26 protein-coding genes and 1 pseudogene are annotated in these 25,641 nt (G+C 69.0%); 24 read left to right on the forward strand and 3 right to left on the reverse strand.

The window, feature by feature from the left end; genetic code table 11:
• Positions 1-117: 117 nt before the first annotated feature.
• Genes HW577_RS00950 through HW577_RS00980 form a run of 7 tightly spaced genes read left to right on the forward strand, consistent with a single transcriptional unit; the run spans position 118 to position 6,698 of the window.
• Positions 118-1,227, forward strand: a complete 1,110-nt coding sequence (locus tag HW577_RS00950) for an extracellular solute-binding protein (protein WP_198374171.1) — start codon at positions 118-120, stop codon at positions 1,225-1,227.
• 9 nt (positions 1,228-1,236) lie between these two features.
• Positions 1,237-2,175 (forward strand): 2-hydroxyacid dehydrogenase, encoded by a 939-nt coding sequence (locus HW577_RS00955; RefSeq protein ID WP_332837290.1) that lies wholly within the window; start codon positions 1,237-1,239, stop codon positions 2,173-2,175.
• Entirely contained in the window at positions 2,175-2,945 is a 771-nt protein-coding gene (locus HW577_RS00960) for a class II aldolase/adducin family protein (RefSeq protein ID WP_198374172.1), read from the forward strand. Before HW577_RS00955 ends, HW577_RS00960 begins: the two co-directional genes overlap by 1 nt.
• The gene (locus HW577_RS00965) at positions 2,942-4,045 is read left to right on the forward strand and encodes an ABC transporter ATP-binding protein (protein ID WP_198374173.1); all 1,104 of its coding nucleotides are present in this window, start codon (positions 2,942-2,944) and stop codon (positions 4,043-4,045) included. Before HW577_RS00960 ends, HW577_RS00965 begins: the two co-directional genes overlap by 4 nt.
• A complete protein-coding gene (locus HW577_RS00970) occupies positions 4,042-4,887 on the forward strand; it encodes an ABC transporter permease (protein WP_198374174.1) in 846 nt (281 codons plus the stop codon). Before HW577_RS00965 ends, HW577_RS00970 begins: the two co-directional genes overlap by 4 nt.
• A gap of 4 nt (positions 4,888-4,891) precedes the next feature.
• On the forward strand, positions 4,892-5,683 hold the full coding sequence (locus HW577_RS00975) for an ABC transporter permease (protein WP_198374175.1): 792 nt from the start codon (positions 4,892-4,894) through the stop codon (positions 5,681-5,683).
• A gap of 4 nt (positions 5,684-5,687) precedes the next feature.
• Positions 5,688-6,698 carry a dimethylarginine dimethylaminohydrolase family protein gene (locus HW577_RS00980; RefSeq protein ID WP_198374176.1) on the forward strand — a complete coding sequence of 337 codons (1,011 nt, stop codon included), beginning with the start codon at positions 5,688-5,690 and terminating at the stop codon, positions 6,696-6,698.
• Here the strand turns inward: HW577_RS00980 and cnbZ are convergent.
• Entirely contained in the window at positions 6,695-7,447 is a 753-nt protein-coding gene (gene cnbZ, locus HW577_RS00985) for a 2-amino-5-chloromuconate deaminase CnbZ (protein ID WP_198374177.1), read from the reverse strand. The genes HW577_RS00980 and cnbZ overlap by 4 nt on opposite strands.
• 76 nt (positions 7,448-7,523) lie before the next feature.
• On the opposite strand from cnbZ, the gene HW577_RS00990 reads away from it, so the two are divergent.
• The 17 genes and pseudogenes from HW577_RS00990 to HW577_RS01070 all read left to right on the forward strand — a co-directional run bounded on the left by HW577_RS00990 (position 7,524) and on the right by HW577_RS01070 (position 23,509).
• On the forward strand, positions 7,524-8,180 hold the full coding sequence (locus HW577_RS00990; RefSeq protein ID WP_198374178.1) for a DUF1028 domain-containing protein: 657 nt from the start codon (positions 7,524-7,526) through the stop codon (positions 8,178-8,180).
• A 10-nt stretch (positions 8,181-8,190) separates the two neighbouring features.
• The gene (locus tag HW577_RS00995; protein ID WP_198374179.1) at positions 8,191-9,327 is read left to right on the forward strand and encodes an aminotransferase class V-fold PLP-dependent enzyme; all 1,137 of its coding nucleotides are present in this window, start codon (positions 8,191-8,193) and stop codon (positions 9,325-9,327) included.
• 2 nt (positions 9,328-9,329) lie between these two features.
• Positions 9,330-10,463, forward strand: a complete 1,134-nt coding sequence (locus HW577_RS01000) for an alcohol dehydrogenase catalytic domain-containing protein (RefSeq protein ID WP_198374180.1) — start codon at positions 9,330-9,332, stop codon at positions 10,461-10,463.
• A gap of 84 nt (positions 10,464-10,547) precedes the next feature.
• Positions 10,548-11,372: an urease accessory protein UreD gene (locus tag HW577_RS01005; protein WP_198374181.1), complete on the forward strand. Its 825-nt coding sequence runs from the start codon at positions 10,548-10,550 to the stop codon at positions 11,370-11,372.
• A gap of 48 nt (positions 11,373-11,420) precedes the next feature.
• A pseudogene (locus tag HW577_RS26390) lies at positions 11,421-11,720 on the forward strand (urease subunit gamma); the annotation flags it as partial.
• Between the two features lie 164 nt (positions 11,721-11,884).
• Positions 11,885-12,190 carry an urease subunit beta gene (locus HW577_RS01015; protein WP_198374183.1) on the forward strand — a complete coding sequence of 102 codons (306 nt, stop codon included), beginning with the start codon at positions 11,885-11,887 and terminating at the stop codon, positions 12,188-12,190.
• Positions 12,190-13,905, forward strand: a complete 1,716-nt coding sequence (ureC, locus tag HW577_RS01020; protein WP_198374184.1) for an urease subunit alpha — start codon at positions 12,190-12,192, stop codon at positions 13,903-13,905. Before HW577_RS01015 ends, ureC begins: the two co-directional genes overlap by 1 nt.
• An 8-nt stretch (positions 13,906-13,913) precedes the next feature.
• Positions 13,914-14,450 (forward strand): urease accessory protein UreE, encoded by a 537-nt coding sequence (locus HW577_RS01025; protein WP_198374185.1) that lies wholly within the window; start codon positions 13,914-13,916, stop codon positions 14,448-14,450.
• Positions 14,404-15,120 (forward strand): urease accessory protein UreF, encoded by a 717-nt coding sequence (locus HW577_RS01030; protein ID WP_198374186.1) that lies wholly within the window; start codon positions 14,404-14,406, stop codon positions 15,118-15,120. The genes HW577_RS01025 and HW577_RS01030 overlap by 47 nt, the downstream gene beginning before the upstream one ends.
• On the forward strand, positions 15,117-15,737 hold the full coding sequence (gene ureG / locus HW577_RS01035; protein ID WP_198374187.1) for an urease accessory protein UreG: 621 nt from the start codon (positions 15,117-15,119) through the stop codon (positions 15,735-15,737). Before HW577_RS01030 ends, ureG begins: the two co-directional genes overlap by 4 nt.
• Complete coding sequence (locus tag HW577_RS01040) at positions 15,734-16,657, forward strand: 3-hydroxyacyl-CoA dehydrogenase NAD-binding domain-containing protein (RefSeq protein ID WP_198374188.1); 924 nt, start codon at positions 15,734-15,736, stop codon at positions 16,655-16,657. The genes ureG and HW577_RS01040 overlap by 4 nt, the downstream gene beginning before the upstream one ends.
• A gap of 67 nt (positions 16,658-16,724) precedes the next feature.
• Complete coding sequence (locus HW577_RS01045; protein ID WP_198374189.1) at positions 16,725-17,429, forward strand: dioxygenase family protein; 705 nt, start codon at positions 16,725-16,727, stop codon at positions 17,427-17,429.
• A gap of 1 nt (position 17,430) precedes the next feature.
• Positions 17,431-17,970: a protocatechuate 3,4-dioxygenase subunit alpha gene (gene pcaG, locus HW577_RS01050; RefSeq protein WP_198374190.1), complete on the forward strand. Its 540-nt coding sequence runs from the start codon at positions 17,431-17,433 to the stop codon at positions 17,968-17,970.
• 212 nt (positions 17,971-18,182) lie between these two features.
• A complete protein-coding gene (locus HW577_RS01055) occupies positions 18,183-19,976 on the forward strand; it encodes an FAD-dependent oxidoreductase (RefSeq protein ID WP_198374191.1) in 1,794 nt (597 codons plus the stop codon).
• Positions 19,961-21,802 carry a 2-oxoacid:acceptor oxidoreductase subunit alpha gene (locus HW577_RS01060; protein WP_198374192.1) on the forward strand — a complete coding sequence of 614 codons (1,842 nt, stop codon included), beginning with the start codon at positions 19,961-19,963 and terminating at the stop codon, positions 21,800-21,802. Before HW577_RS01055 ends, HW577_RS01060 begins: the two co-directional genes overlap by 16 nt.
• Positions 21,799-22,854, forward strand: a complete 1,056-nt coding sequence (locus HW577_RS01065; protein WP_198374193.1) for a 2-oxoacid:ferredoxin oxidoreductase subunit beta — start codon at positions 21,799-21,801, stop codon at positions 22,852-22,854. Before HW577_RS01060 ends, HW577_RS01065 begins: the two co-directional genes overlap by 4 nt.
• A 58-nt stretch (positions 22,855-22,912) precedes the next feature.
• Positions 22,913-23,509 carry a phosphoribosyltransferase gene (locus HW577_RS01070; RefSeq protein WP_332837295.1) on the forward strand — a complete coding sequence of 199 codons (597 nt, stop codon included), beginning with the start codon at positions 22,913-22,915 and terminating at the stop codon, positions 23,507-23,509.
• Here the strand turns inward: HW577_RS01070 and HW577_RS01075 are convergent.
• Both HW577_RS01075 and HW577_RS01080 read right to left on the reverse strand, forming a co-directional pair.
• The gene (locus HW577_RS01075; protein ID WP_198374195.1) at positions 23,493-24,515 is read right to left on the reverse strand and encodes a patatin-like phospholipase family protein; all 1,023 of its coding nucleotides are present in this window, start codon (positions 24,513-24,515) and stop codon (positions 23,493-23,495) included. The two genes, HW577_RS01070 and HW577_RS01075, sit on opposite strands and share 17 nt — an antisense overlap.
• Before the next feature lie 6 nt (positions 24,516-24,521).
• On the reverse strand, positions 24,522-25,641 hold a 1,120-nt coding region (locus HW577_RS01080), incomplete at its 5' end, for an adenylate/guanylate cyclase domain-containing protein (protein WP_232474582.1).

Consider the following 25,641-nt stretch of genomic DNA (forward strand, 5'->3'; position numbering starts at 1 on the left):
GTTCACGCCGGCGCATCGGCCATCGCAAGTGGGGATGCCACGGCGGGGCATGGCGACGTGTCCGCCAGGCATCGGCCGGCGCCCCCAGGCGCCCGGGCAGGATGAGGAGAGACGGTGATGCAGACCTTCCAGCAGGATTGCGTGGACCTTGCGGTGCGGAAGTACAGGCGCGGGGAGATCGGACGACGCGGGCTGCTCGCGGCGCTCTCTGCACTCGGCGTTGCGCCATTGGCCGGCGGGGACGCAGTTGCGCAGGCCGCGCGCCAACTCGTGATGGTCAACTGGGGCGGCATTGCCAACCAGGGCTTCGGCCGCTTCTACGGCGAGCCCTTCATGGCCGCGAATTCCGGCTGGACGGTGGTGCAGGACAGCACAGGGCCGTCTGCCGGCCGTATCCGGTCGATGGTGGAAAGCGGGCGCGTCACCTGGGATCTATGCGATTCCTCGGCGTCCTCCTCCAACCTGCTCGGCCGGCAAAACCTGCTGACGCGGGTCGACTATTCGATCGTGAAGCGGGAGGACACGCTGCCGGTGGGCTTCGCGCTGGAATACGGCGCCGCGCCCTATTCCTTCAGCAGCGTGCTCGCCTACGACAGTTCGAAGTTCCCGCAGGGCGGGCCTACCTCCTGGGCAGACTTCTGGGACCTGCGGCGCTTCCCCGGCACAAGGCTGATGCGGCGCGATGCCCTGGCCACGCTCGACGCGGCGCAGATGGCGCTCGGGAAGGATCCGGCCAACCTCTATCCGCTCGACATCCGCGCCTGCCTGCGGAAGGTCGCGGAACTGCGCCGCAACGCGGTCTACTGGAACAGCGGCAGCGAGAGCGAGCAGTTCCTCCGGACCGGGGAGGCGGTGATGGGCCAGATCTGGCACACCCGCGCCACGGTGCTGGAACGCGAGACGAACGGACGCATCAAGTTCATTTGGCCGCAGGCGCTGCTGCAGGCGGGCATCTTCGTCATGCCGCGCGGCAATCCCGGGGGCGAGATGGCGCAGCGACTGCTCGCCTCCATGCTTGCCAATCCCGAGCCGCAGGTCGGGCTGCTGCAACTGCTCGGCAACGGGCCGACCAACCCGCGCGCGGCCGCCATGGTGCCGCAGGAGTTGCGCCGGAACAATCCGACCGATCCTGAGAATGCCCGCGTGCAGGTGGTCCTTGACGGCAACTGGTGGGGCCAGAACTACCAGCAGGCCAACGCGGACTTCATCGACACCATCACGGGCTGATCCGCCCCCGTGATCCTGGTGGTGAAGTCGGGGGGCGAGGCCGCCCTCCCCGAATGGCGGGCGCATTTCGCCGAGTTCGCGCCCGGGCTCGACCTGCGTTGGTGGGACGACGCGACGCTCGATCCCGCCACGGTGGACTTCGCGCTGGTATGGGACCCGGAGCCGGGGCGGCTCGCGCGTCTGCCGCGGCTGCGCGCCATCTTCGGATCTGGCGCCGGCGTCGACCTGATCGCGGCCGATCCCGGCCTGCCGCGCCATGTGCCGCTGGTCCGCTGCGTGCCGCCCGAGGCGACACAGCGCATGGGTGAATTCGTGTGCTGGGCCGTGCTCTCCCTGAGCCGCGACGCCCGCCGCATGGCGATCGCCCAGGCGCGCTCGACCTGGGATTACTTCGAGGCACCCTTCGCCGCGTCGGAAAGGACGGTCGGCATCATGGGCCTCGGCGCCATGGGACAGCGCGCCGCGGCGATGCTCCGCGGTCTCGGGGTCCCTGTCATCGGCTGGTCGCGCACGCCGAAGGCGCTGCCGGACATCGAGACCTTCGCCGGCGCGGAAGGCCGCGACGCCTTCCTTGCGCGGAGCGAGGTGCTGGTCTGCCTGCTGCCCGCGACGCCGGAGACCAAGGGGATCATCGCCGCGCCCTTGCTGGAGCGCCTGCCGCGCGGTGCTGGTCTGGTGCAGGTCGGGCGCGGCGCGCAGCAGGTGCTGCCGGACATCCTCGCGGCGCTGGACGACGGCCAATTGTCGGGTGCGGTGCTCGACGTGTTCGAGCCCGAGCCGCTGCCGCCCGACAGCCCCGCCTGGACGCATCCGAAGGCCATCGTCACGCCCCATGTCGGCAGCCTGCCGAGCCGGCGGGAACGGGCGCGGTATGTCGCCGACTGCATCGCGCGCGTGATTCGCGGCGAGGCACTGCCCAACGTCTATGATCCCGCGCGAGGCTATTGATGCCCCTGCCGCCCCCGCCCATCCGCCCCGACCCGAACCGCATTCCGACCGAGCGGGAGGTGCGGGAGGATCTCGCCGCCGCCTATCGCCTGATCGCGCTGTTCGGCATGACGGACCTTGTCTTCACGCATCTTTCGGCACGCCTGCCGGGGGAGGGGCACCGTTTCCTCGTGAACCCCTACGGCATGCTGTTCGAGGAGATCACGGCGAGCAGCCTCGTCATCGTCGATGCGGATGGCGAGCCGCTGCAGGAAACATCCTGGCCCGTGAACCCCGCCGGCTTCGTCATCCATTCTGCCGTCCATCGAGGGCGGGAGGATGCGATGTGCGTGATGCATACACACACGCTGGCCGGCATGGCGGTGGCGGCGCAGACCGGCGGACTCCTCCCGCTGAACCAGATGAGCATCGAGTTCGACGGCCGCGTCGCGATCCACGACTACGAGGGCATCGCAGCGGACGACAATCTATCCGAACGCGAAAGGCTGGTGCGCGACCTGGGCGACAGGCCCTGCATGATCCTGCGCCAACACGGTACGCTGACGGTGGGCCGCACGGTCGCGGAGGCGTTCTACTGGATGTACTACCTGGAGCAGGCCTGCCGGATCCAACTGGCCGCGCAGTCTTCCGGCGTGCCCTTGTCGATGCCCCCGGCGCCCGTGGTGCGGCGCGCGCGCGACCAGTTCGGGGAAGGGCCTACCAAGGGATGGCTGCCCTGGCAGGCGCTGCGGCGCAAACTCGATCGCGAGCAGCCGGATTACCGCGCATGAGCGACCTTGGTGGCCATGCGCTGGCGCTCAGCGGCCTGACCAAGCGCTACGGCGACTTCACGGCGGTGGACCGGGTGTCGCTCGACGTCGCGCGTGGGGAATTCCTGACCCTGCTCGGCCCGTCCGGGTCCGGCAAGACGACGATCCTGATGGCGGTGGCGGGCTTTGTCGCCCCGAGCGAGGGCGCGATCCTGCTCGATGGGCGCGACATCACGCCCCTGCCGCCGGAACGACGCGATTTCGGGATGGTGTTCCAGGGCTATGCCCTGTTCCCGCACATGACGGTGGCGGAGAACGTCGCCTTCCCGCTGCGCGTGCGCGGCCTGTCCCGCGCCGACCGGGATGCGAAGGTGCGCGCGGCGCTCGACCTTGTGCAACTCGGCTTCTTTGCTGACCGCCTGCCCAAGCAGTTGTCCGGCGGGCAGCAACAGCGCGTGGCGCTGGCGCGCGCGCTGGTGTTCGAGCCGAACCTGCTGCTGCTGGACGAGCCGTTATCCGCGCTCGACAAGAAGCTGCGCGCCGAGTTGCAGGAGGAGTTGAAGGCGCTGCACCGCCGCGTCGGCCGCACCTTCATTAACGTGACGCATGACCAGGAGGAGGCGCTGTCGCTCTCCGACCGCATCGCCATCCTCAATCACGGGAAACTCGTGCAGGCCGGCGCGCCGACCGACCTGTACGAACGCCCGCGAACGCGCTTCGTCGCCGACTTCCTCGGCAAGTCGAATTTCCTTGAAGGCACGGTCCGCGCCGTCGTGGCGGGCGGCTTCGGGCTTGAGGCCGGTGGAACGCAGATCGTCGTGGCCCTGCCGCCAGGCATCGATGCGCCAAGCGTCGGCGCGCGCAGCGTGGTGTCGCTTCGGCCTGAGAAGGTCGCGCTTCTGCTCGATGGCGACGTGGCCGACAATACCGTCGAGGGGCGCATCGCAGGCTTCGCCTATCTCGGCGCCGGCTTCGCCCTGCGTGTCGATGTCCCCGGCCTGGGCGAGGTGCGCGCGACGCTGCCCGCCTGGAAGGCGCCGATCGCGCCGGCTGAAGGGCTGACGGTCCGCCTCGGCTGGGCGGCCGAGGCCGCGGTGCCGGTCGAGGAGGACGGACGGTGAGCGCCGCTGGCCGTGCAAGCGCAGGCTGGTGGTGGCTGATCCTTCCCGCCTTCCTCCTGCTGGTCGTCTTCTACATCGCGCCGATCGTGCAGGTGCTGGCGATCAGCGTGACGGAGCCGGAGCCCGGCCTAGGCAACTACGAACGGCTGTTCACCTCGGGCGCCGTGCAGCGCGTCATTCTGACGACGCTGCGAATTTGCGTCATCACAACGGCGCTGGCGCTGCTGCTTGGCTATGCCATCGCCTATGCCATCACGCTCGCCACGCCGCAGGCGCAGGGCTGGTGGATCCTCGCCGTGCTCGTGCCGCTCTGGATCTCGGTGCTGGTGCGCGCCTTCGCCTGGGTGACGCTGCTGCGCCGGCAGGGGCTCGTCAACAATACGCTGATGGAAGCGGGGTTGATCACGGAGCCCTTGCCGCTCGTCTGGAACGAATTCGGCATCGTGGTCGGCATGGTGCACTACATGGTGCCCTTCGCCGTGCTGCCGATGCTCGCCAGCATGAAGGAGATCGACCCGCGCCTGCTGGCGGCTGCCCGCGGCCTCGGTGCCTCCCGTGGGGCGGTGTTCCGCCGCGTCTTCCTGCCGCTGTCGCTGCCGGGCGTGATTGCCGCGGGCGTTCTGGTCTTCATCTTCTCGCTCGGATTCTACATCACCCCGGCGATCCTCGGCGGCGGCAAGACGCTGATGGTCGCGGAGTGGATCGGGCTGCAGATCCTGGACCTGATCCGCTGGGGGCTGGGCACCATGATGGCGACGATGCTGGTGGTGGCGATCCTGGTGACGCCGGCGATCTTCTCGCGCATCGTCGACCTGCGGCGCATCTTCGGGACGGGGGCGTAGGATCATGGACGGCGCCTATCGCCCTGGCCCCTTCGGACGCGGCCTCGCCTGGGTCACCGCGCTCTACCTCGTTCTGCCGATCCTGATCGTGGTGCCGGTGGCTCTGACGGACCAGCGCTTCCTGTCCCTGCCGCAGGACGGCATTTCCTTTCGCCATTTCCAGACGGTTCTGGGCTCGGCGGAATGGCTCGGATCGATCTGGCAGTCCTTCACCATCGCGCTCGCCGCAACGGTTCTGTCCGTCGTAGCGGGCACGCTCTGCGCCATCGGCTGCTGGCGGATCTCCCGCCGGGCGACCGACCTGGTGCGCGTGCTGATGCTGCTGCCGCTCATCATCCCCTCCATCGTCTATGCCATCGGCCTCTATCGCTATTTCGGGCCGCTCGGGCTGCTCGACCGCTTCCTGGGCGTTGTGATCGCGCATGGCGTCACCGGCATACCCTACGTGGTCATCACCGTTTCCACGGCGCTTGCGGCCTTCGATCCGCGGCTCGAGCAGGCGGCGCGGGGGATGGGAGCATCGCTGTCGCAGACGCTGCGCTGGGTCATCCTGCCGCGCATCGCGCCCGGCATTTTCTCCGGCGCCATCTTCGCCTTCATCCATTCCTGGGATGAGTTGGTGATGGTGCTGTTCATCGCTTCCCGCGATGTCTTTACCCTGCCGCGCCGGATTTGGGATGGGATCAACGAGAATCTCGACCCGGCCATGGCCGCGGTCGCGGTGCTGCTGATCCTGTTCACGCTGCTGCTGCTGCTTGCCGACCGGGCTCTGCGTCGGCGCACCGAGGGAGGCTGACGCCATGGCCCAGGCGATGAGCGAGTTCGACCACCGCTACAACATGCTGATCGAGCGCTTCCATTCCGAAGCCGAGCCCGCCTTCAACAGCGCTGGCGAGCAGGAATTCGGCTGGGGCCGCCGCTGGGGCTGCAATTCGGACATCGGGCGGCTGCGCGCCGTGCTGATGCACAGGCCCGGGGAGGAGATGAAGGTCCTCGACGGCCTGCCGCTGATCCCCGAGCTCGGCGCCTATGGCGATTCCGCCACCGGGGCCTATTGGCGCGGCGAAGTCATCCCCTCGCTGGCGGAACAGCAGGCGCAGCACGATGCGCTCGCCGCCGCGCTGCGGGAGGAGGGCGTGGAGGTCGTGATGCTCAATCGCGCAGCCCCCGGCCGGCACAAGTCCATCTACACGCGCGATTCCTGCGTCGCCCTCGATGGCGGAGCCGTGGTGACGCGCCTCGGCCCGCGCATCCGCCGCGGGGAGGAACGGCCCGTGACGGAAACCCTCGCCGCCATCGGCATGCCGATCCTGCGGACCATCGCCGGCACCGGGCTGATGGAAGGCGGATCCTTCGCGTATATCCGGCCCGATGTCGCGGTCATCGGCGTTTCCTCCCGAGTCAACGAGGAAGGCGCGCGCCAGATGGAGGAGTTGCTCGCCCTGCAGGGCACGCGGCTGATCCGCGTGCAGATCCCCGGCTACCGGCTCCACATCGACGGCGCCTTCGTCATGCTCGCCCACGATGTCGCGCTGGTGAACCCGGTGATCCTGCCCTTCGTCTTCATGGAGGAACTGAAGCGTCTCGGCATCCGGATGATCCCCCTGAACCACGAGGATCCGTCCTGGGCCATCAATTGCCTGGCCGTGGCGCCAGGCCGCGTGCTGATGAGCGACCAGGTCGGCCCGCGCACGCAGGAGGCGCTTGACAAGGCTGGGATCTCGGTCCGCCTCGTCACCTATGACAAAGTGTATCTCGGCGGCGGCGGCATCCACTGCTCCACCGCGCCGTTGGTGCGGGACCCGATCTAGCCGGGCAGGACCCGCTCGAACGCGATTCCGCGGCAGTCCATCTCGTAGTCCAGGCCCTCGACCGGCGGGCGGCAATCCTGCCAGGTGAGACCATGGCGCGCCGCGCCCCACGCGACGATGTCATCGGTCAGCGCCGGCGGCATCGGGTACACGGTGTAGGCCTGCACCCCCGTCGTCGCGGCCCAGTCGAAGCCGAGCAGCCCCATCCGGCGTTCCATCTCCCCCAGCACCCAGCGCCCCTTGGCCAGCATGCCCGCCGGCGAGGTGTCGTCGAGTGCCACGATGTGGTCGCGGTAGTTGCCCTTGCCCTCGGGGGCTTCACCGCTGCCGGCCACGGCGAAGGACGGCGCCGCGCCAGCATCGGGCACGGTGTAGACGAAGGCGTGGAAGCAGGGCTCGCCGGGCGGGGAGAGGCGTGGGCAGACATTGCTGCGCGCGACGGGGTTGCGGCCGTCCCGGATCACGCCCCATTCGCCGAGCACGCCGGCATAGGCGGCGTTGAAGGTGGCAAAGCCGGCTTCGGTGAAGGGGGCGGGCGATCGCAACTCGCAGGCCGCGAAGGACGTGCGTGGGCGGCCGATGCCATCGAGGAAGGCCGCGATCCGCCGCCAGCCTTCAGCCAGTGGCACCGGTTGCGCAAAGCGGGCGCGTTCCAGGCGGAAGCCTGGTAGCGCCGCGACGCCGCCCGAATACTGCATGACGGCGGGGATGAAGCGGAAGCCCGCCTTGGGGATGTCGATCGTGGCCATGCGGCATGTTCACCCGATGCGTGCTCGGAGGGAAGCCGCCTGGACGAAGCGGCGCGGCGGGCCTTGAATGCGGTGCATGACCTTCTCGCTCCTCGGCCGCTGCGCGCGCACCGGCCAGTTCGGCGCCGCCGTGACGACCTCCTCCATCGCGGTCGGGACGCGCGTGCCTTTCCTCGCGGCCGGCATCGGGGGCGTGCTGACGCAGCACCGGACCGATCCGCGCCTTGGCCCGCGCGGTCTCGACCTGCTGCGATCGGGCTGTTCGGCGGAGGAAGCGGTTGCGGCGCTGGCCGCCTCCACGCCGCATCACCGCTGGCGGCAGCTGGCCGTGATGGACGCGGCGGGCCGCACCGCGCATTTCGACGGGGCGAATGTGAAGCCGGAGCGTGGCGTGGCGCATGGCACGGACGTGGTCGCGCTCGGCAACATCCTCTCGAGCCCCCGCGTGCCGGAGGCGATGGCCGCCGCCTTCCTCGCCGGCCCCGAGCAGCCGCTGGCGGAGCGGCTTCTCCGCGCCCTGGAGGCGGGAGAGGACGCGGGTGGCGAGCATGGCGACGTGACGTCCGCCTGCCTGCTCGTCGTCCATCGCGAATGCTTTCCCTATGTCGATCTCCGCATCGACAAGGATCCCCGTCCGCTGCCCGCACTGCGTCGGTTGTGGGAGGAATACGCGCCGCTCGCCGACGGCTTCGTGCGTCGTGCGGTCGATCCCGACGACGCGCCGATTATCTGAGGCCGCGCGCATGGTGACCGCGCCACTCTTCGATCCCGCCGACTTCCGCATCCCGCCCGGCATCGTCCATGTCTGCGCAGCGGGCGAGACCCCCTTCCTGAAGCGCCACGACGCCGCCTTCGCTGCCTATGCCGAGGACAAGTCGGCAGGCCCCGCGGGCCGGACGCGCCAGGAAGCCGTCATGGAGTCCGCCCGCGGCCGTGCCGCCGCCCTGTTCGGCGTGGCACCGGAGACGATCGGCTTCGTCTCCTCCGTCGCCGAGGGCGTCTCCATGGTGGTGGAGAGCCTCGACTGGCGAGCCGGCGACAATGTCGTGGTGGACCCGGACGAGTATCCTTCCGTCGTCGCGCCCGTCGCGCAGCAGCGATATCCGGAGGTCGCGCTGAAATTCGCGCGGATCGCCGATCCTTCTTCCGTCGTCGCGGCGGTGGACCAGCGTACGCGGATCGTGGCCGTCAGCGCCGTCTCCTTCCTCACCGCGGCTCGCTGCGACCTGGCCTCGCTGCGGGCTGCGGCCGACCGTGTCGGTGCGCTATTGGTCGTCGACTTCACCCAGGGCGCGGGCTGGATGCCCATCGCGGCCGACGTCGCCGATTTCGCCTTCTCCGCCTGCTACAAGTGGGTGCTGGGATGCACGGGCGTCGGCATCGCGTATTGGAATCGGGCGCGGCTGCCCGGCTGGGCGCCGAGCACGGCCGGATGGCATTCCATTGCCTCCATGGCGCGGCCGGACTGGTCCGCGCGGCCGGCACTGCTGTCCGACGCCGGCGTCTTCACGCGCGGCAACCCGGCGCATCTCGGGCTCTATGTTCTGGACGGCGCGCTCGACTATCTGGAGCGCTTCGGCGCGGCGCGGATCGAGCGGCATGTGCAGGCGCTGACCACCGGCATGCTGGCGCGGCTCGCCGAGGCGGGCATCGCCTCGACCACCCCGGCGGACCCGGCGCGCCACGGCGCCAGCGTCTGCGTCGCCAGCCCCCATGCGGGGGCGATCTGCGCGGGGATGGATCGGCGCGGCGTGCTGGCGTGGAACGGGCGGGGGCGTGTCCGCGTCTCCTTCCACGGCTACAACGGCGTGGAGGACATGATCCGCGCCAGCGACGCGCTGATCGCCGAATGGCGCGCCGCGCATATGGGGGAAAACTGACCATGCGCATGAAGGCCGCGATCCTGTTCGAGCAGGGCAAGCCGCGCCCCTACGCCACCACGCGCCCGCTGGTGGTCGAGGAAGTCGAGATCGACCCGCCCGGCCCCGGCGAGATCATGATCGAGGTCGCTGCCGCGGGCCTATGCCACTCGGACCTCTCCACCATCGAGAACCAGCGGCCGCGCCCGCTGCCCATCGTCATCGGGCATGAGGGCGCGGGCATCGTGCGGGAGGTCGGGCAGGGGATCACGGACCTGAATCCGGGCGACCATGTGATCACCGTCTTCGCCTCGTCGTGCGGAAATTGTCGCTACTGCGTGCGCGGGCGGCCGAACATCTGTCCGTCCGGCAACTCCGCGCGCGCCGCGGGCACGCTGGTGACGGGGACGAAGAAGCTGCGCCGGCTGGATGGCACGCCGATCAACCATAATTCGGGGCTGTCGCTCTACGCGCAGTACGCGGTGGTGGCGCGGCGTTCAGCGGTGAAGATCGGCAAGGACATCCCGCTCGACGATGCCGCGATCTTCGGCTGCGCCGTGATGACCGGGGCAGGAGCGGTGCTGAACACCGCCAATCTGCAGGCCGGCGAGGCGGTGGGCGTCATCGGCCTGGGCGGCGTCGGGATGAACGCGCTGTTCGCCGCCGTCGCGGCGGGCGCGGAACGCATCATCGCCATCGACACCAACCCGATGAAGCTGGACCTGGCGAAGCAATGGGGGGCGACCGACACCTTCCTCGCCGGCAACGAGGATTGCGCCGCGCAGGTGCGGGAGGCGACGGATGGCGGCCTCGACACCGTCATCGAGACGGCCGGGACGGTGCCGGCGATGCAACTCGCCATCGCCATCACGGCGCGCGGCGGCAGCACGATCAGCGCCGGGCTGCCCAACATCAACGCGCAGGTCTCCTACCTGCACGCCAGCCTGGTCAGCGAGGAGCGCTCGATCCTGGGGTCCTACATGGGCTCCTGCGTGCCGGAGCGCGACCTGCCGCGGCTGCTCGGCCTCTACCGCCGCGGCAAGCTGCCGGTGGACAAGTTGAAGACCAGCAGCATCACCTTCGACCAGATCAACGAGGGGTTCGACCTTCTGTCGGACGGCGTGGTGCTGCGGCAGATGCTGCGGCCGAACGCCTGATCGCGCGGCAGCACCTGCCCATTCCTTAGGCGGGCGCGGCCGGCTTGCATCGTGCCGCGCGCGTGGCAGGTTGAAGGAATGGGGATGGCCGCCGCAGCACCGAGGCATCAGCGCGCGAAGGGGGGCTGCGCGCTGCGCTTCACCCATGCGCGCGGTGACACGCGCCTCGCGCATCTCGACCAGTCCTCCCCCATGCGGATCCTGTTCCCCACGCCGGAACCGGGAGAGATGCCGCTCGCTGCGCTGGTGAACACGGCGGGCGGGCTGGCGGGCGGGGACGAGGTCACGATCGACGTCATGCTTGATGCGAGCGCGCGCGCGACGCTCTCCACGCCCGCTGCCGAGAAGATCTATCGCAGCCTCGGTCCGGAGACGCGCATCGCCACGCGGCTCGAGGCTGGCCCCGGCGCACTGCTCGAGTGGATTCCGCAGGAGACGATCCTGTTCGAGGGCGCGCGCCTTGCGCGCCGAATCGAGGTGTCGATCGCCGCGGATGCGACGTTGGTGATGGCAGAGATGCTTGTCTTCGGCCGGCGTGCGCGGGAGGAACGCTTCGCGAGTGGCAGCCTCAGCGATTCCTGGCGCGTCTCCCGCGATGGGCGCCTGCTCTGGGCCGACGGGCTCGCGCTCGGGCCGGCGCCGGTCGTGCAGATCGACCGGCCCTTCGGGCTTGGCGGCGCCGAGGCCCTGGCGACGCTCCTGCTCGCCCTGCCAAAGGACAGCCTCGCGGCACGCGACATGCTGCGCGAGGCTGGCATGCCGGCGACGATCCCCCGGCCCGGGCTCGTGCTGCTGCGCTGGCTCGGCGCCGCGACCGCGCTGCGGGAGAGCATCGGTGCGGCGATTCGGCAGGTGCGGCGCGACGTGCTCGGCCTGCCCGCCGTGCTGCCGCGGCTGTGGACGTGCTGAGCGGAGAACGGTCATGATGACACGCGAACGGCGAGGGAGCGGCCCCGGATGAACCTGACCCCGCGCGAGAAGGACAAGCTCCTGGTGGCGATGGCGGCGATCGTCGCGCGCCGCCGGCTGGAGCGTGGCCTGCGTCTGAACTTCCCCGAAGCGGTGGCGCTGATCACCGACTTCGTCGTCGAAGGCGCGCGGGATGGGCGCAGCGTCGCCGAGCTGATGCGCGATGGCGCGGGCGTGCTGACCCGCGCGCAGGTGATGGACGGCATCGCCGAGATGATCCACGAGATCCAGGTCGAGGCCACCTTCCCGGACGGCACCAAGCTCGTGACGGTCCACAACCCGATCCGCGATGCGGTGGCGAAGCCGACCAAGGCAAAGGCCAGTGCTGCGGCGAAGCCCAAGCGGGCTGCGGCGACGAAGCCGAAGCCGACGGCAAAGCTCAAGGCGAAACCGAAGGCCAAGCCGAAGGCCGCCGCGAAGAAGCCAGCGGCCAGCCGGAAGGGAGCACGCCGATGATCCCGGGCGAAATCTTCCCCGCCGCCGGGGACATCGAGTTGAACGCCGGCCGCGCCGCCATCGAGATGGAGGTGGCGAACACCGGGGACCGTCCTGTGCAGGTCGGCAGCCACTACCACTTCGCCGAGGCCAACCCGAAGCTGCGCTTCGACCGTGCTGCAGCGCGCGGCTGTCGGCTCGACATCCCCGCCGGTACGGCGGTGCGCTTCGAGCCGGGGCAATCGCGCAAGGTGCGACTCATTCCCTATGCCGGTGCCCGCGTGGTGCACGGCTTCCGCGGCGAGACGGAAGGAGCCCTCTGATGGCCACGCGCATCTCCCGCGCCGCCTATGCCGGCATGTACGGGCCCACGGTCGGCGACCGGGTGCGACTCGCCGACACGGACATCATCATCGAGGTGGAGCGCGACCTCACCACCTACGGGGAGGAAGTGAAGTTCGGCGGCGGCAAGGTGATCCGCGACGGCATGGGCCAGTCGCAGGTGACGCGCGCGGACGGCGCGATGGACACCGTCATCACCAACGCGCTGATCCTCGATGCGGTCGCCGGCATCCTCAAGGCGGATGTCGGGCTGAAGGACGGGCGAATCGCCGCGATCGGCAAAGCCGGCAACCCGGACACGCAGCCGGGCGTGACCATCGTGATCGGCCCGGGTACCGAGATCATCGCCGGCGAGGGCCGGATCCTGACCGCGGGCGGCATCGATCCGCATATCCACTTCATCTGCCCGCAGCAGATCGAGGAGGCGCTCGCCTCCGGCGTCACTTCCATGTTCGGCGGCGGCACGGGGCCCGCGCACGGCACGCTCGCCACCACCTGCACGCCCGGGCCCTGGCACATGGCGCGGATGCTGGAGGCGGCCGAGGCCTTCCCGATGAATCTCGGCTTCCTTGGCAAGGGGAACGCGGCGCTGCCGGCGGGGCTCGAGGAGCAGATCCGCGCCGGCGCCTGCGGGCTCAAGCTGCATGAGGATTGGGGCACGACGCCGAAGGCGATCGACACCTGCCTGTCGGTCGCGGATGCGATGGACATCCAGGTCGCCATCCACACCGACACACTGAACGAGAGCGGCTTTGTCGAGGAGACGATCAAGGCGATCCGCGGCCGCACCATCCAGGCGTTCCATACGGAAGGCGCGGGTGGCGGCCACGCGCCCGACATCCTGCGGCTGGTGGGAGAGGGCAATGTGCTGCCGAGCAGCACGAATCCAACCATGCCCTACACCGTGAACACGGTGGACGAGCATCTCGACATGCTCATGGTCTGCCATCACCTCGACCCGCGCATCGCGGAGGATGTCGCCTTCGCCGAAAGCCGAATCCGCAAGGAGACCATCGCGGCGGAGGACATCCTGCACGACATCGGCGCGATCAGCATGATGTCGTCCGACAGCCAGGCGATGGGCCGCGTCGGCGAAGTCATCATCCGCACCTGGCAGACCGCGCACAAGATGAAGGCGCAGCGCGGCCGACTGCCGGAGGAACGCGGCGACAACGACAACCAGCGCGCACTGCGCTACATCGCGAAGTACACGATCAATCCCGCGATCAGCCAGGGCGTGGCGGAGCACGTCGGCAGCGTCGAGGTCGGCAAGATGGCCGACCTGGTGCTCTGGAGCCCCGCCTTCTTCGGCGTGAAGCCCGAGATGGTGCTGAAGGGCGGCGCCATCGCCATGTCGCTGATGGGCGACCCAAACGCATCGATCCCCACGCCCCAGCCGGTGCATTACCGCCCCATGTTCGGCGCCTTCGCCGGCGCGCGCCGCGCGACGTCGGTCACCTTCGTCTCCCAGGCCGCGATCGACGCCGACATCGCCGGGCGGATCGGCCTGTCACGGCCGCTCGCCGCCGTACGCAACTGCCGCGGCGGGATCGGCAAGCGCAGCATGCTGCGCAATGGAACGCTGCCGCGCATCGAGGTCGATCCCGAGACGTACGAGGTGCGCGCCGACGGCGTGCTGCTCGTCTGCGAGCCCGCCAAGGTGCTGCCCATGGCGCAGCGCTACTTCCTGTTCTGAGGACCCGCATGGACCAGGAGAGCATTCCCCGCGCCACCGAGGTGCACCGCGCCGGCACCTGGCCGGAGGTGGAGGCGCGCGACGCCGTCCTCGTCGATTTCGACGACCGCTATCGGCGTCGGAAACTCTACACGGGGCAGGGGGGCCTCGCCTTCCTTCTCGACCTGCCGGAGGCGACCGTGCTGCGCGAAGGCGATGGGTTGGCGCTTGCCTCGGGCGGCTTCGTCCGCGTCAAGGCTGCGCCGGAACCGCTGGTCGAGATCCGCGCATCGAGCCACGAGCATTTCGCGCGCCTCGCCTGGCATCTCGGCAACCGGCACCTGCCGACGCAGATCGAGGGCGACCGAATCCTGATCCGCGACGACCATGTGATCGTGCACATGCTGGAAGGGCTCGGCGCGACGCTGCGCCGCGTGGAGGCGCCCTTCGACCCGGAGGGCGGCGCCTATGGCGAGCACAACCACGCTCCTGGCCTCCAGCGCCACCACCATCATCACCATGATCACGACCACGAGCACTGCGATCACGACCACCACCACCATTGAGGCGCTGTACCGCCTGCTCGCCTGGCTTTCCCCGGCCTATCCGGTCGGCGCCTATACCTACAGCCATGGGCTGGAGACGGCGGTGGAGGACGGCGCGGTGCGCGGGCGGGACGACCTTGTCGCCTATGTCTCGGCCGCGCTGACCGACGGCGCGGGGCGGGTCGATGGCGCGCTGCTCGCCGCGGCGCACCGGGCGATGGCGAAGGGCGATGCGCGAGCGCTGGACGCCGCGACCGAGCTCGGCGCCGCATGGCGCGGCACCGCCGAGACGGCGCTGGAGGCCGAGGCGCAGGGCACCGCCTTCCTGTCCGTGACCCTCTCCGCCTGGCCGGAGCCACGGCTCGCCGCCTTCGCCGCGCGCCATCCGCGGCGGATCCCTCATGCCGTCGCCTTCGGCGCCGCCGCGGCGGCGCATGGCGTGCCGCTGCGGGAGGCGACCTTCGGCTTCCTCTCCGCCTTCGCGGCGAACCTGGTCTCGGCCGGGGTCCGCCTGGTGCCGCTCGGCCAGACGGATGGGCAGCTTGCGACTGCTTCGCTGCTCCCCGTGGTCGCGACCGCCGCGGATGCGGCGCTAATGGCTGACCTCGACCGGCTCGGCACCGCCGCCGTGGCGCTCGACATCTTCTCCATCCGACACGAAACCCAGTACACGAGGCTCTTTCGCTCATGACCAAGCCCGCCAACGGCCCCTTCCGCGTCGGCATCGGCGGCCCCGTCGGCTCCGGCAAGACCGCGCTGACGGAGCGGCTCTGCCGGCACCTGCGCGACCGGCACGACATCGCCGTCATCACCAATGACATCTATACGAAGGAGGATGCGGAGTTCCTGACGCGCGCCGGCGCGCTCGACCCCGCCCGCATCGCCGGCGTCGAGACCGGCGGCTGCCCGCACACCGCGATCCGCGAGGATGCCTCGATCAACCTCGCCGCCGTGCACGACATGGTGGAGAAGTTCCCTTCGCTCGAGGTGCTGTTCATCGAGAGTGGCGGCGACAACCTGGCCGCGACCTTCAGCCCGGAACTCGCCGACCTGACCATCTACGTCATCGACGTCAGCGCGGGGGACAAGATTCCGCGCAAGGGCGGGCCGGGCATCACGCGGTCCGACCTGCTGGTAATCAACAAGATCGACCTCGCGCCGCTGGTCGGCGCGGACCTGTCCGTAATGGACCGGGATGCGCGGCGGATGCGCGGCCAGCGCCCCTTCGTCTTCACCAACCTCAAGGAGAACAAGGGCGTCGCCGAGATTGCCGACTTCGTCCTCCGCCAGGGCGGGATCGCTGCATGAGCGCGCCGCGCCACGCCATCGTCCTCGGCATGGGGCTGATGGGCTGCGACATCGCCGCGATATTCCTCGCCGGCGGCTGGCGCGTCACGGCCGTCGAGACGAACGAGGCACGCTGGCCGGAAGCCACGGCCCGCGTGCGGCTTTCCATCACGCAACTCGACGCCGATCCCGCGCTGGTCGCGGGGCTGACGCTGGTCGCGGACATGGCCGCACCCGACTACGCATCGGCCGAGATCGTGGTCGAGGCCGTGCCGGAACGCCTCGCGCTGAAGCAGGAGGTGTTTCGACGGCTCGACACGCTCGTGCCGGCGGTTATCCCGGTCGTCTCCAATGCGTCAGGTTACCGCATCACGGACATAGCGGGCGGGATCGCGACGCGCGCGCGCTGCGCCAACCTGCACTTCTTCCTGCCGGCGCATCTCGTGCCGGGGGTCGAGGTGGTGCAGGGCGAGCACACCGACCCGGCCGTCTGCGATGCCGTCGCGGCGATCATGGGCGGGCTTGGGCGCAAGGTGATCCGCGTCGCGCGTGACGTGCCGGGCTTCCTCGCCAACCGCATTCAGCATGCGCTGATGCGGGAAGCCTTCGCGGTGATCGACCAGGGCCTCGCGACGGCGGAGGATGTCGACAACGCCGTACGGTATTGCTTCGGCTTTCGCTACCTCGCCGCCGGCCCGATCCTGCAGAAGGAACTTGCAGGGCTCGAGACGCAGCTGGAAGCCGGTCGGACCATCTATCCTTCGCTCTGCAACAGCCCGGATCCGAGCCCGACCCTGGCGCGCCTGGTCGCCGAGAACCGGCTCGGTCCCAAGACGGGCAGGGGGTTCCGCGACTGGCCGCCGGAGGTCACGGCGAAGGAGCGCGCGCGCTACGAGAAGGCGCTGCTCGCCACCGTGCGGATGATGCGGGAGATCGAGTGAGCCGTCGCGCTTGACGCACCGGCGTGCGCGCGCCCACCCTCCTCGAAAGTCGCAGGGGGAGGCGTGCATGGCGGATCCGGTCCCGTTCCTTCCGGTGGCGGCGGGCAGCCAACCGTCACTCGACCAGCCTTCCTACGTCAGCACGTGGCACCGGCATCCCGAAGCCGCGCCGCTGCGCATCCCGGTGACGTTGACGGAAGCGTCCGCGCCGCGTTTCGAACCGCGTTGGTACGCGCCGCAGGCTGATCTTTCCGTCACCGAGGGCAAGGCGGCGCTCGGCGAGCGCATCATCGTCGCCGGGCGCGTGATGGACGAGAACGGGCGACCCGTCTCCAACGCCATGGTCGAGGTCTGGCAGGCCAATGCCGCCGGTCGCTACGCGCATGCGCGCGACGCCCACGACGCGCCGCTCGATCCGAGCTTCTCGGGGCGTGGCCGTGTCTTCACCGATGGGGATGGGCGATATTCCTTCGTCTCCATCCGGCCCGGCGCCTATCCCTGGCGCAATCCGGGCCCGGGATGGCGGCCGATGCACATCCATTTCGGCCTGCATGGCCCGGGCTTCGCGCAGCGCCTGATCACCCAGATGTATTTCCCGGGCGATCCGCTGCTTGCCTTCGACGCCATCTTCCAAGGCAGCGGGGATGAGGATGCGAAGCAGCGCCTCGTCGCCGCGCTTGATCCCGCGGTCGGGCGTGATGAGTGGGCGCTCGGTTATCGATTCGATATCGTGCTGCGCGGACGGGCCGGCACGCCCTTCGAGGCCGTCTGACATGAGCCGCGCGACCGCGAGCCAGACAGCCGGCCCCTACTGGCACCTGATCGACTTTCCCGAATGGGCCGACCTGCTGCGGCCTAGCGGGCCGAATGCTGATGCCGCGGGCGAGCGCATCCTGCTGACCGGCACCATCACCGACGGCACCGGCGCTGTCGTGCCCGATGCAATGGTCGAGATCTGGCAGGCTGGTCCGGACGGTCGCTACGACGGTACCTTCCATGGCTTCGGCCGCTGCGCGACGGATGCGGGAGGACGCTTCCGTTTCGTCACGCTCAGGCCCGGCGCGGTCCCCGGACCAGGCAATGCGACGCAGGCCCCGCATGTCGCGGTCACCATCTTCGCGCGCGGCCTGACGCGCGGCGTTTCCACGCGCGCCTATTTCGCCGGCGATGCGCTACTGGCCGAGGATCCGATCCTCGCACTCGTGCCGGAGGCACGCCGCGGCACGCTGCTCGCACAACCGGCGGGTGCAGGCGAATGGCGCCTCGATATCCGGTTGCAGGGCGAAGGCGAGACGGTCTTCTTCGAAGTCTGATCGCGCTGCGCCGCAGCATGAATGCGTGCATTGCCGACCGTGCTTCCTTCGTGCCAGCATCCAGAAGCCGTCGAAGACGGTGGGGAGTGGACGCACAGGAATGACGACGGCGCTGGCGCAGCGACCGATCCCTGATCGCAGATGGGCCGCGGCGGAATGACCGTCCGTGCCTTCTCCCCGTTTCGGAAACATCCCGACGGGAGGAAGCGCGCGTGAAGCCGACGGACATCTCGTCCCCGGACCACTTCCATAAGGTCGTCGACTGCCAATGGGCCTGTCCGGCCCATACGCCCGTGCCGGAATACATCCGGATGATCGCGGCGGGCCGTTACGCCGACGCCTACATGGTCAATTGGCATTCGAATGTCTTTCCGGGGATTCTCGGCCGCACCTGCGACCGACCCTGCGAGCCCGCCTGCCGGCGCGGCCGTGTCGAGGAGGAACCCGTCGCGATCTGCCGCCTGAAGCGGGTCGCGGCGGACAACAAGGGGGATGTCTCCGGCCGCATGCCGGAGATCCCGAGCGAGCGGAACGGCAGGCGGATCGCCTGCATCGGCGCCGGCCCCTCGAGCCTGACCGTCGCGCGCGACCTCGCCCCGCTCGGCTACGAGGTCCATGTCTACGACGCCCACGCCAAGGCCGGCGGCTTCATCCGCCAACAGATTCCGCGCTTCCGCCTGCCGGAGGAAGTTATCGACGAGGAGTGCGGCTACATCCTCGACCGCGGTGGCGTCGTCACCCACCTCAACAGCCGCGTCGACAGCCTCAAGGCGCTGCTCGATGAGGGCTATGACGCGGTCTTTGTCGGATCGGGCGCGCCGCGCGGCCGCGAACTCGACGTGCCGGGCCGGCAGGAAGCCGCAGCCAATATCCATCTCGGCATCGACTGGCTCGCTTCCGTATCCTTCGGGCATGTGAAGTCGGTCGGCCGGCGCGTGATCGTGCTGGGTGGCGGCAACACGGCGATGGATTGCTGCCGCTCCGCCCGCCGCCTGGGCGGGGAGGATGTGAAGGTTGTCGTCCGGTCCGGCTTCGAGGAGATGAAGGCGAGCCCGTGGGAAAAGGAGGACGCGATGCAGGAAGGCATCCCGATCCTCAACTTCCTCGTCCCGAAGCGGGTGCTGCACGAGGATGGCCGCCTGACCGGCATGGTCTTCGAGAAGGTGGCCGCGCAATACGACGAGAAGGGCCGGCGCAACCTGCTGCCGACGGGCGAGCCCGACGTCATCCTCGAGTGCGACGATGTCCTTGTTGCGATCGGGCAGGAGAACGCCTTCCCCTGGATCGAACCCGATGCCGGCGTAGAGTTCGACCGCTGGGGCCTGCCGAAGCTCGACCCCAAGACGCTGCAATCGACCCATCCGAAGGTGTTCTTCGGCGGGGACGCGGCTTTCGGACCGAAGAACATCATCTGGGCCGTCGCGCATGGGCATGAGGCCGCGGTCTCCATCGACCTGCTCTGCCGCGGGGTGGATGTGGCGGACCGTCCGCCGCCCGATACGCGGCTCGCGAGCCAGAAGATGGGTATCCACGAATGGGCCTATGACAACGCCGTCTCCCCTGACCTGCGCTACAAGGTGCCGCACATCCCACCGGAGAAGGCACTGCGCGACATCACGGTCGAGGTTGAACTCGGCTTCGACCGGGAGATGGCCTATCTTGAGGCCGAGCGCTGCCTGAACTGCGACGTGCAGACGGTGTTTTCGGCGAAGCTGTGCATCGAATGCGATGCCTGCGTCGATATCTGCCCCACGGACTGCATCACCTTCACCGACAATGGGGAGGAGGATGAACTGCGCACGCGCCTGAAGGCGCCGGCCGTCAACCTCTACCAGGACCTGTATGTGCAGGATGGGCTCAAGACTGGTCGCGTCATGGTGAAGGACGAAGATGTCTGCCTGCATTGCGGCATGTGCGCTGAGCGCTGCCCGACAGGCGCCTGGGACATGCAGAAGTTCCTGCTCGAGACCGCGAAGCCGAAGGCGCACGCATGCCACAGCCGATAGTCGCGACGAACGACTTCGTCGTAAAATTCGCGAACGTAAACGGATCGGGCTCCGCATCCGCCAACGGTCTCTTCGCGAAATCCGTCCTGCGCATGGGCGTGCCCATCGCGTCGCGCAACATCTTCCCCTCCAACATCCAGGGCCTTCCCACCTGGTTCGAGGTGCGGATCTGCGAGGCGGGCCATATGGGCCGTCGCGGCGGCGTCGACATGATGGTCGCGATGAACCCGCAGACCTGGGACCGCGACGTGGCCGAGATCGAGCCCGGCGGCTACCTGTTCTACGACTCCACCAGGCCGATGCCGCGATCGCGCTTCCGCGACGACATCACCATCATCGGCGTGCCGCTGACGGAGATCACCAACGCCGCCTATTCCGACCCGCGGCAGCGGCAATTGTTCAAGAACATCGTCTATCTCGGCGCGCTATCCGCGCTGCTCGACATGGATGTGGAGGCGGTGAAAGGCGCGATCGCCGCCCAGTTCAAGGGCAAGGAAAAGCTGATCCCGGCGAACTTCGCCGCGCTTGAGATGGGCCGCGGCTGGGCGAAGGAGAACCTCGCCTGCCCGATCGGGCTGACGCTGAAGCGGGCGGATGCGGTCGGCGACCGCATCTTCGTCGACGGCAACCAGGCTGCGGCACTCGGCGCGGTGTATGGCGGTGCCACCGTCTGCGCCTGGTATCCCATCACGCCCTCCACCTCGCTCGCCGAGGCCTTCGAGAAGTACTGCAACCGCCTGCGCAAGGACCCCGAGACCGGGGCTAAGCGCTTCGCGATCGTGCAGGCGGAGGATGAACTCGCCTCCATCGGCATGGTGGTTGGCGCGGCCTGGAACGGGGCGCGATCCTTCACGGCCACCTCGGGGCCGGGCATCTCGCTGATGCAGGAGTTCCTCGGCCTCGCCTATTTCGCCGAGATTCCGTCCGTGGTGTTCGACGTGCAGCGCGCGGGGCCGTCCACGGGCATGCCGACGCGCACGCAGCAATCCGACCTGCTGTCGGCCGCCTATGCCAGCCACGGCGACACGAAGCACATTCTGCTGCTGCCCGAGGATCCGGCGGAATGCTTCGCCTTCGGCGCGGATGCCTTCGACCTCGCGGACCGGCTGCAGACGCCCGTCTTCGTCATGCTCGACCTCGACATCGGCATGAATGACTGGCTCTGCGAGCCCTTCGCCTGGGATCCGAACAGGAAGATGGACCGCGGCAAGGTGCTGGATGCCGCCGGCCTGGATGCCGCGGCGTCCTTCGGCCGCTACCTCGATGTGGATGGGGACGGCATTCCCTATCGGACCTGGCCGGGCACGCATCCCGAGAAGGGCGCCTTCTTCACGCGCGGCACCTCCCGCGACCGCTATGCGCGCTACACCGAGGAAGGCGCGCCCTATGTCGACAACATGCAGCGCCTGCTCCGCAAGTTCGACACGGCGAAGTCGATCGTCCCGCATCCCGTCGCCATTCCGGCGAAGGAGAAGGCGAGGGACGGGGTGATCTTCTTCGGCTCCTCCTCTGCCGCGATGCGGGAGGCGCTCGTGGCGCTCGAGGCCCAGGGCATCCATCTCGACGCGCTGCGGATCCGGGCCTTCCCCTTCCACCAGGACGTCGCCGCCTTCGTCGCGGCGCATGAGCGCGTCTTCGTCGTCGAGCAGAATCGCGACGCGCAGCTGCGCACGCTGCTGGTCAATGAGGAGGAGATCGACCCGGCGAAGCTGATCCCCGTGCTGCACTACGACGGCACGCCGATCACCGCCCGCTTCATCCAGGCCGCCATCGCCGAACGCGCATCGGCGGCCAACATCCTGCCCTTCCGCAAGGCCACGCCATGAGCTACCTGCCGAAGCCGAAACTCCACCATCCGAAGCTACCGACGAACGCGATTGGCCTCACGCGGCGCGACTACGAAGGAGCGATCAGCACGCTCTGCGCCGGCTGCGGTCATGATTCGATCAGCGCGGCGATCATCCAGGCGTGCTTCAATCTCTCCCTTCCGCCGCATCGCATCGCGAAGATGTCGGGCATCGGCTGTTCGTCCAAGACGCCAACCTACTTCCTCGGCGCGGCGCACGGCTTCAATTCCGTGCATGGGCGCATGCCGTCGGTGCTCACCGGTGCCTACCTGGCGAACCGGGATCTCATCTATCTCGGCGTGTCGGGGGACGGAGACTCGGCCTCGATCGGCTTCGGACAGTTCGCGCACAGCATCCGCCGCGGCGTGAACATGACCTATATCGTCGAGAACAACGGCGTGTACGGGCTGACCAAGGGGCAGTTCTCGGCGACCTCGGATCTCGGCTCCGTCGCCAAGAAGGGGACGGTGAACACCGACCAGCCGATCGACCTGGCCGCCATTGCCGTGCAATTGGGCGCGACCTTCGTGGCGCGCTCCTTTTCGGGTGACAAGGAGCAGCTCGTCCCGCTGATCGAGGCCGCGCTGCTGCATGAGGGCGCGGCGTTCCTCGACGTGTTGAGCCCCTGCGTCGCCTTCAACAACCACGCCGGCAGCACGAAGTCGTACGACTATGTCCGTGAGCACAATGACGCGCTGAACAAGCTCGACGTCATGCTGAAACGGGACGAGATCACCGTCTCCTACGCGCCCGGCGAGGTCACCGAGGTCACGCAGCATGACGGCTCGCTGCTGCGCCTGCGCAAGCTGCATGCGGGCCACGACCCGACCAATCGTGCCTCCGCCATGCACCACATCCTGGAACGCAAGGCGGCGGGCGAGATCGTGACGGGCCTCATCTATGTCGAGCCCAATCCCTCTGCGCTGCACGAGCATCTCGGTACGGTCCCCACGCCGCTGAATGCGCTTGGCGACGCGGTTCTCTGCCCTGGGATCGAGGCGCTTGAGAGGATAAACGCCAGCCTGCGTTAGCTCCATGCTCGGGCACCTTCCTCTCTTTCGCGACAGGCGCGATGCGGGGGAGAGACTGGTGCCGCTGCTGCGCGCGCTCGACCTCGATCGGCCGCTGGTGTTTGCGTTGCTGCGCGGCGGCGCCGCCGTCGCGGCACCCATCGCGGCGGCACTCGGCGCGTCACTCGTGCCCCTGCTGGTGCGCAAGCTTGGCGTCCCCTGGCACCCGGAACTCGCGTTCGGCGCGCTGGCCGACGGAGCCGCGGAGCCGGTGCTCAACCGTGATATCGTCGCCTCCTGCGGGCTCATGGCGACGGACATCGCGCGGATCCAGGCGACGGAGACGGCGGAACTCGAGCGCCGTAGCCGCCTCTACCTGGCCGGTCGCACCCGTCCCGATCCGCGAGGGCGACCGGCGATCCTCGTCGATGACGGGCTGGCGACCGGCGCCAGCGCCCGTGCCGGCTTGCGCGCGCTACGCGCCGCGGGGGCCGCGCCGCTCATCCTCGCCGTGCCCGTCGCGCCGCAGGAGGCGATCGATGCGCTCGCGTCCGAGGCGGACCGGATCGTCGTCGCCGAGGTCGCGGACATCCCCTTCGGCATCGGCGCTTGCTACGCGGACTTCCACCAATTGCCCGACGGGGAAGTCATCGCGCTGCTCAAAGGAACTTGCTGACCACGTCCGTCGAGGACCGCGTGCCGATATCGTCGAAATGCGCCGCAAGGAACGCGTCGGCCCGCGCCACGCCAAGCGCGCGCAGGTGGCGCAGGAAGCCGATGCTGCCATTCATCTTCGAACTTGCGTTGAAGGCGGCGAGTTCTTCCTCCGCATCCACGCTGTGGATCAGGCAGCGCATGTACTTTCCTGCCGGCAGGTCGCCCCTGTCGATCAGGTCCGTTACGAAGCGGATCATGCGCATCTCGCGCATCAGGGATGAATTGAAGGCCAGCGTATTCATCCGGTCGACGATGGCGCGGATGTCGCGCGGCACCTCGGGGATGTTGATGGGATTCAACTGCACGATCACGATGTCTGGCGACCCGCCCATGTAGATCAGGGGGAAGATCGGCGGATTGCCGCAATAGCCGCCATCCCAGTAGTGCTGCCCCTCAACCTCCACCGCATGGTGCAGCAACGGCACGCAGGCCGATGCCATGACGGCCGCCGCGGTCATCTCCTTCCGCTCGAAGACGCGCAGCCGGCCTGTCAGTACGTTCGTGGCGCAGACGAACAGCGCCGGGCCCGCCGCCTCACGCAGCCGATCGAAATCGACCATCGCCTCGATATGCTCGTGCAGCGGGTTGCCGTTCAGCGGGTTCAACTCATAGGGCGAGAACTGCCGCATCAGCACGTCCGCCATGCGCCAGGCCGGCGAGAAGTCCATATTCCCGGCGCTGAACATCATGTCGAAGGGCGTCGGCTGGATGGGTGACATCGTGAACATCCCGCCCACGCCGTCCCAGAAGGCATCGAGCCGGCGGCGCGCTTCGTCGGGCCCGCCCGCGATCAGCCCGTCCACCACGACGGCGGCGTTCATGGCCCCCGCGCTGGTGCCGACCACGGCCTCCACCTCCAGACGGTCGTCGGAAAGAAGCCGGTCGAGCACGCCCCAGGTGAAGGCGCCGTGCGACCCGCCGCCTTGCAATGCGAGTTTGATCGGCTTGCGGTTGCCTTTAGCCATCGGGGCCTACTTGCTCTCAAGCCGCGTCACGGGCGACCAGCCGGCTGGCGGTCCACCCGGATGCCGCGCAAGGCGCTCCGCATACGCGGCAAGCAGCGGATCCCGCACCGGATCGCCCGCCTCGCGGAAGGCCTCCGACGCGCGCGCGAACTGCCCCGCGCGAAACGCCCGGATCGCGTCGCCCCAGGCGGGCAGGCGCGCGACCAGCCTGGGGTCCGCGAGCAGCGGCCTGTCCCGGTCCTCCGCCGCGACGGCGAGCCCGACCAACTCGTGCACCTCCAGCGGATCCTGCGTGCCTTTCGCCAGCACCAGGTCCACGGGACGGAAGACGAAGGCGCTGCCGGCGCCGATGCGCGTCTGCTCCGAGACCAGGATCTGCGTGCCGTACATCTTGTTCATGCCTTCGAGGCGGGAGGCGATGTTCACCATGGATCCGATCGCCGTATAGGCCATGCGGTCGGACGATCCGACATTGCCCACCACCGCATCCCCGCTGTGCACCCCGAAGCGCGTGTGCAGGCGTGGCCAGCCGCGCGCGGCGAATTCTTCCTCAAGCCGCAGAGTCAGCTGCCTGGCATGCAGCACCGCGTGGCAGGCATGCATCGCGTGCGCCAGGTCGCGCTTCGGCGCGTTCCAGATCGCCATCACCGCGTCGCCGATGTATTTGTCGATGGTCGCGTGGTGCTGCAGCAGGTCGTCGGTGAGCGCCTGGAAATAGGTCGAGGTGATGCGCATCAGCTCCTCCGGGTCCATGCGCTCGGCGATGCTCGTGAAACCCTGCACGTCGCTGAACATCACGGTCAGTCGGCGCCGTTCGCCGCCGAGTTCCGCCTCCGCGCCCTCGGCCATCAGCTTGCGTACGAGGTCGCGCGGGACATAGACGCTGAAGAGGCGCAGCGCTGACTTCATTCCCTCCATCGCCGCGCCCAGCGCCTGCACCTCCGCCACTGCGACGCCGCTTGCCGGCGAGGGGTCGAGGTCAAGCCGGCGCACGCGGTCGGCTTCCTGCTCGAGCGCGGCGAGGGACCGCGCGAGCCGCCGCGCGGTTAGCAGTGCGCCGGCGGCGCCGACGGCCACGCCTGCGGCGGCGAGCAGCAGTGCGGCCATCGGCGCGCCGCAGGCGTGG

Source organism: Neoroseomonas rubea, assembly GCF_016106015.1.
Taxonomy (GTDB): domain Bacteria; phylum Pseudomonadota; class Alphaproteobacteria; order Acetobacterales; family Acetobacteraceae; genus Neoroseomonas; species Neoroseomonas rubea.

Excerpts from the sequence above, each read along its gene's own strand:
- HW577_RS00950 (WP_198374171.1), top strand. The coding sequence starts at position 118 with ATGCAGACCTTCCAGCAGGATTGCGTGGACCTTGCGGTGCGGAAGTAC.
- HW577_RS00960 (WP_198374172.1), top strand. The coding sequence starts at position 2,175 with ATGCCCCTGCCGCCCCCGCCCATCCGCCCCGACCCGAACCGCATTCCG.
- HW577_RS00965 (WP_198374173.1), top strand. The coding sequence starts at position 2,942 with ATGAGCGACCTTGGTGGCCATGCGCTGGCGCTCAGCGGCCTGACCAAG.
- HW577_RS00975 (WP_198374175.1), top strand. The coding sequence starts at position 4,892 with ATGGACGGCGCCTATCGCCCTGGCCCCTTCGGACGCGGCCTCGCCTGG.
- HW577_RS00980 (WP_198374176.1), top strand. The coding sequence starts at position 5,688 with ATGGCCCAGGCGATGAGCGAGTTCGACCACCGCTACAACATGCTGATC.
- cnbZ (WP_198374177.1), bottom strand. The coding sequence starts at position 7,447 with ATGGCCACGATCGACATCCCCAAGGCGGGCTTCCGCTTCATCCCCGCC.
- HW577_RS00990 (WP_198374178.1), top strand. The coding sequence starts at position 7,524 with ATGACCTTCTCGCTCCTCGGCCGCTGCGCGCGCACCGGCCAGTTCGGC.
- HW577_RS00995 (WP_198374179.1), top strand. The coding sequence starts at position 8,191 with ATGGTGACCGCGCCACTCTTCGATCCCGCCGACTTCCGCATCCCGCCC.
- HW577_RS01000 (WP_198374180.1), top strand. The coding sequence starts at position 9,330 with ATGCGCATGAAGGCCGCGATCCTGTTCGAGCAGGGCAAGCCGCGCCCC.
- HW577_RS01005 (WP_198374181.1), top strand. The coding sequence starts at position 10,548 with ATGGCCGCCGCAGCACCGAGGCATCAGCGCGCGAAGGGGGGCTGCGCG.
- HW577_RS01015 (WP_198374183.1), top strand. The coding sequence starts at position 11,885 with ATGATCCCGGGCGAAATCTTCCCCGCCGCCGGGGACATCGAGTTGAAC.
- ureC (WP_198374184.1), top strand. The coding sequence starts at position 12,190 with ATGGCCACGCGCATCTCCCGCGCCGCCTATGCCGGCATGTACGGGCCC.
- HW577_RS01025 (WP_198374185.1), top strand. The coding sequence starts at position 13,914 with ATGGACCAGGAGAGCATTCCCCGCGCCACCGAGGTGCACCGCGCCGGC.
- HW577_RS01030 (WP_198374186.1), top strand. The coding sequence starts at position 14,404 with ATGATCACGACCACGAGCACTGCGATCACGACCACCACCACCATTGAG.
- ureG (WP_198374187.1), top strand. The coding sequence starts at position 15,117 with ATGACCAAGCCCGCCAACGGCCCCTTCCGCGTCGGCATCGGCGGCCCC.
- HW577_RS01040 (WP_198374188.1), top strand. The coding sequence starts at position 15,734 with ATGAGCGCGCCGCGCCACGCCATCGTCCTCGGCATGGGGCTGATGGGC.
- HW577_RS01045 (WP_198374189.1), top strand. The coding sequence starts at position 16,725 with ATGGCGGATCCGGTCCCGTTCCTTCCGGTGGCGGCGGGCAGCCAACCG.
- pcaG (WP_198374190.1), top strand. The coding sequence starts at position 17,431 with ATGAGCCGCGCGACCGCGAGCCAGACAGCCGGCCCCTACTGGCACCTG.
- HW577_RS01060 (WP_198374192.1), top strand. The coding sequence starts at position 19,961 with ATGCCACAGCCGATAGTCGCGACGAACGACTTCGTCGTAAAATTCGCG.
- HW577_RS01065 (WP_198374193.1), top strand. The coding sequence starts at position 21,799 with ATGAGCTACCTGCCGAAGCCGAAACTCCACCATCCGAAGCTACCGACG.
- HW577_RS01075 (WP_198374195.1), bottom strand. The coding sequence starts at position 24,515 with ATGGCTAAAGGCAACCGCAAGCCGATCAAACTCGCATTGCAAGGCGGC.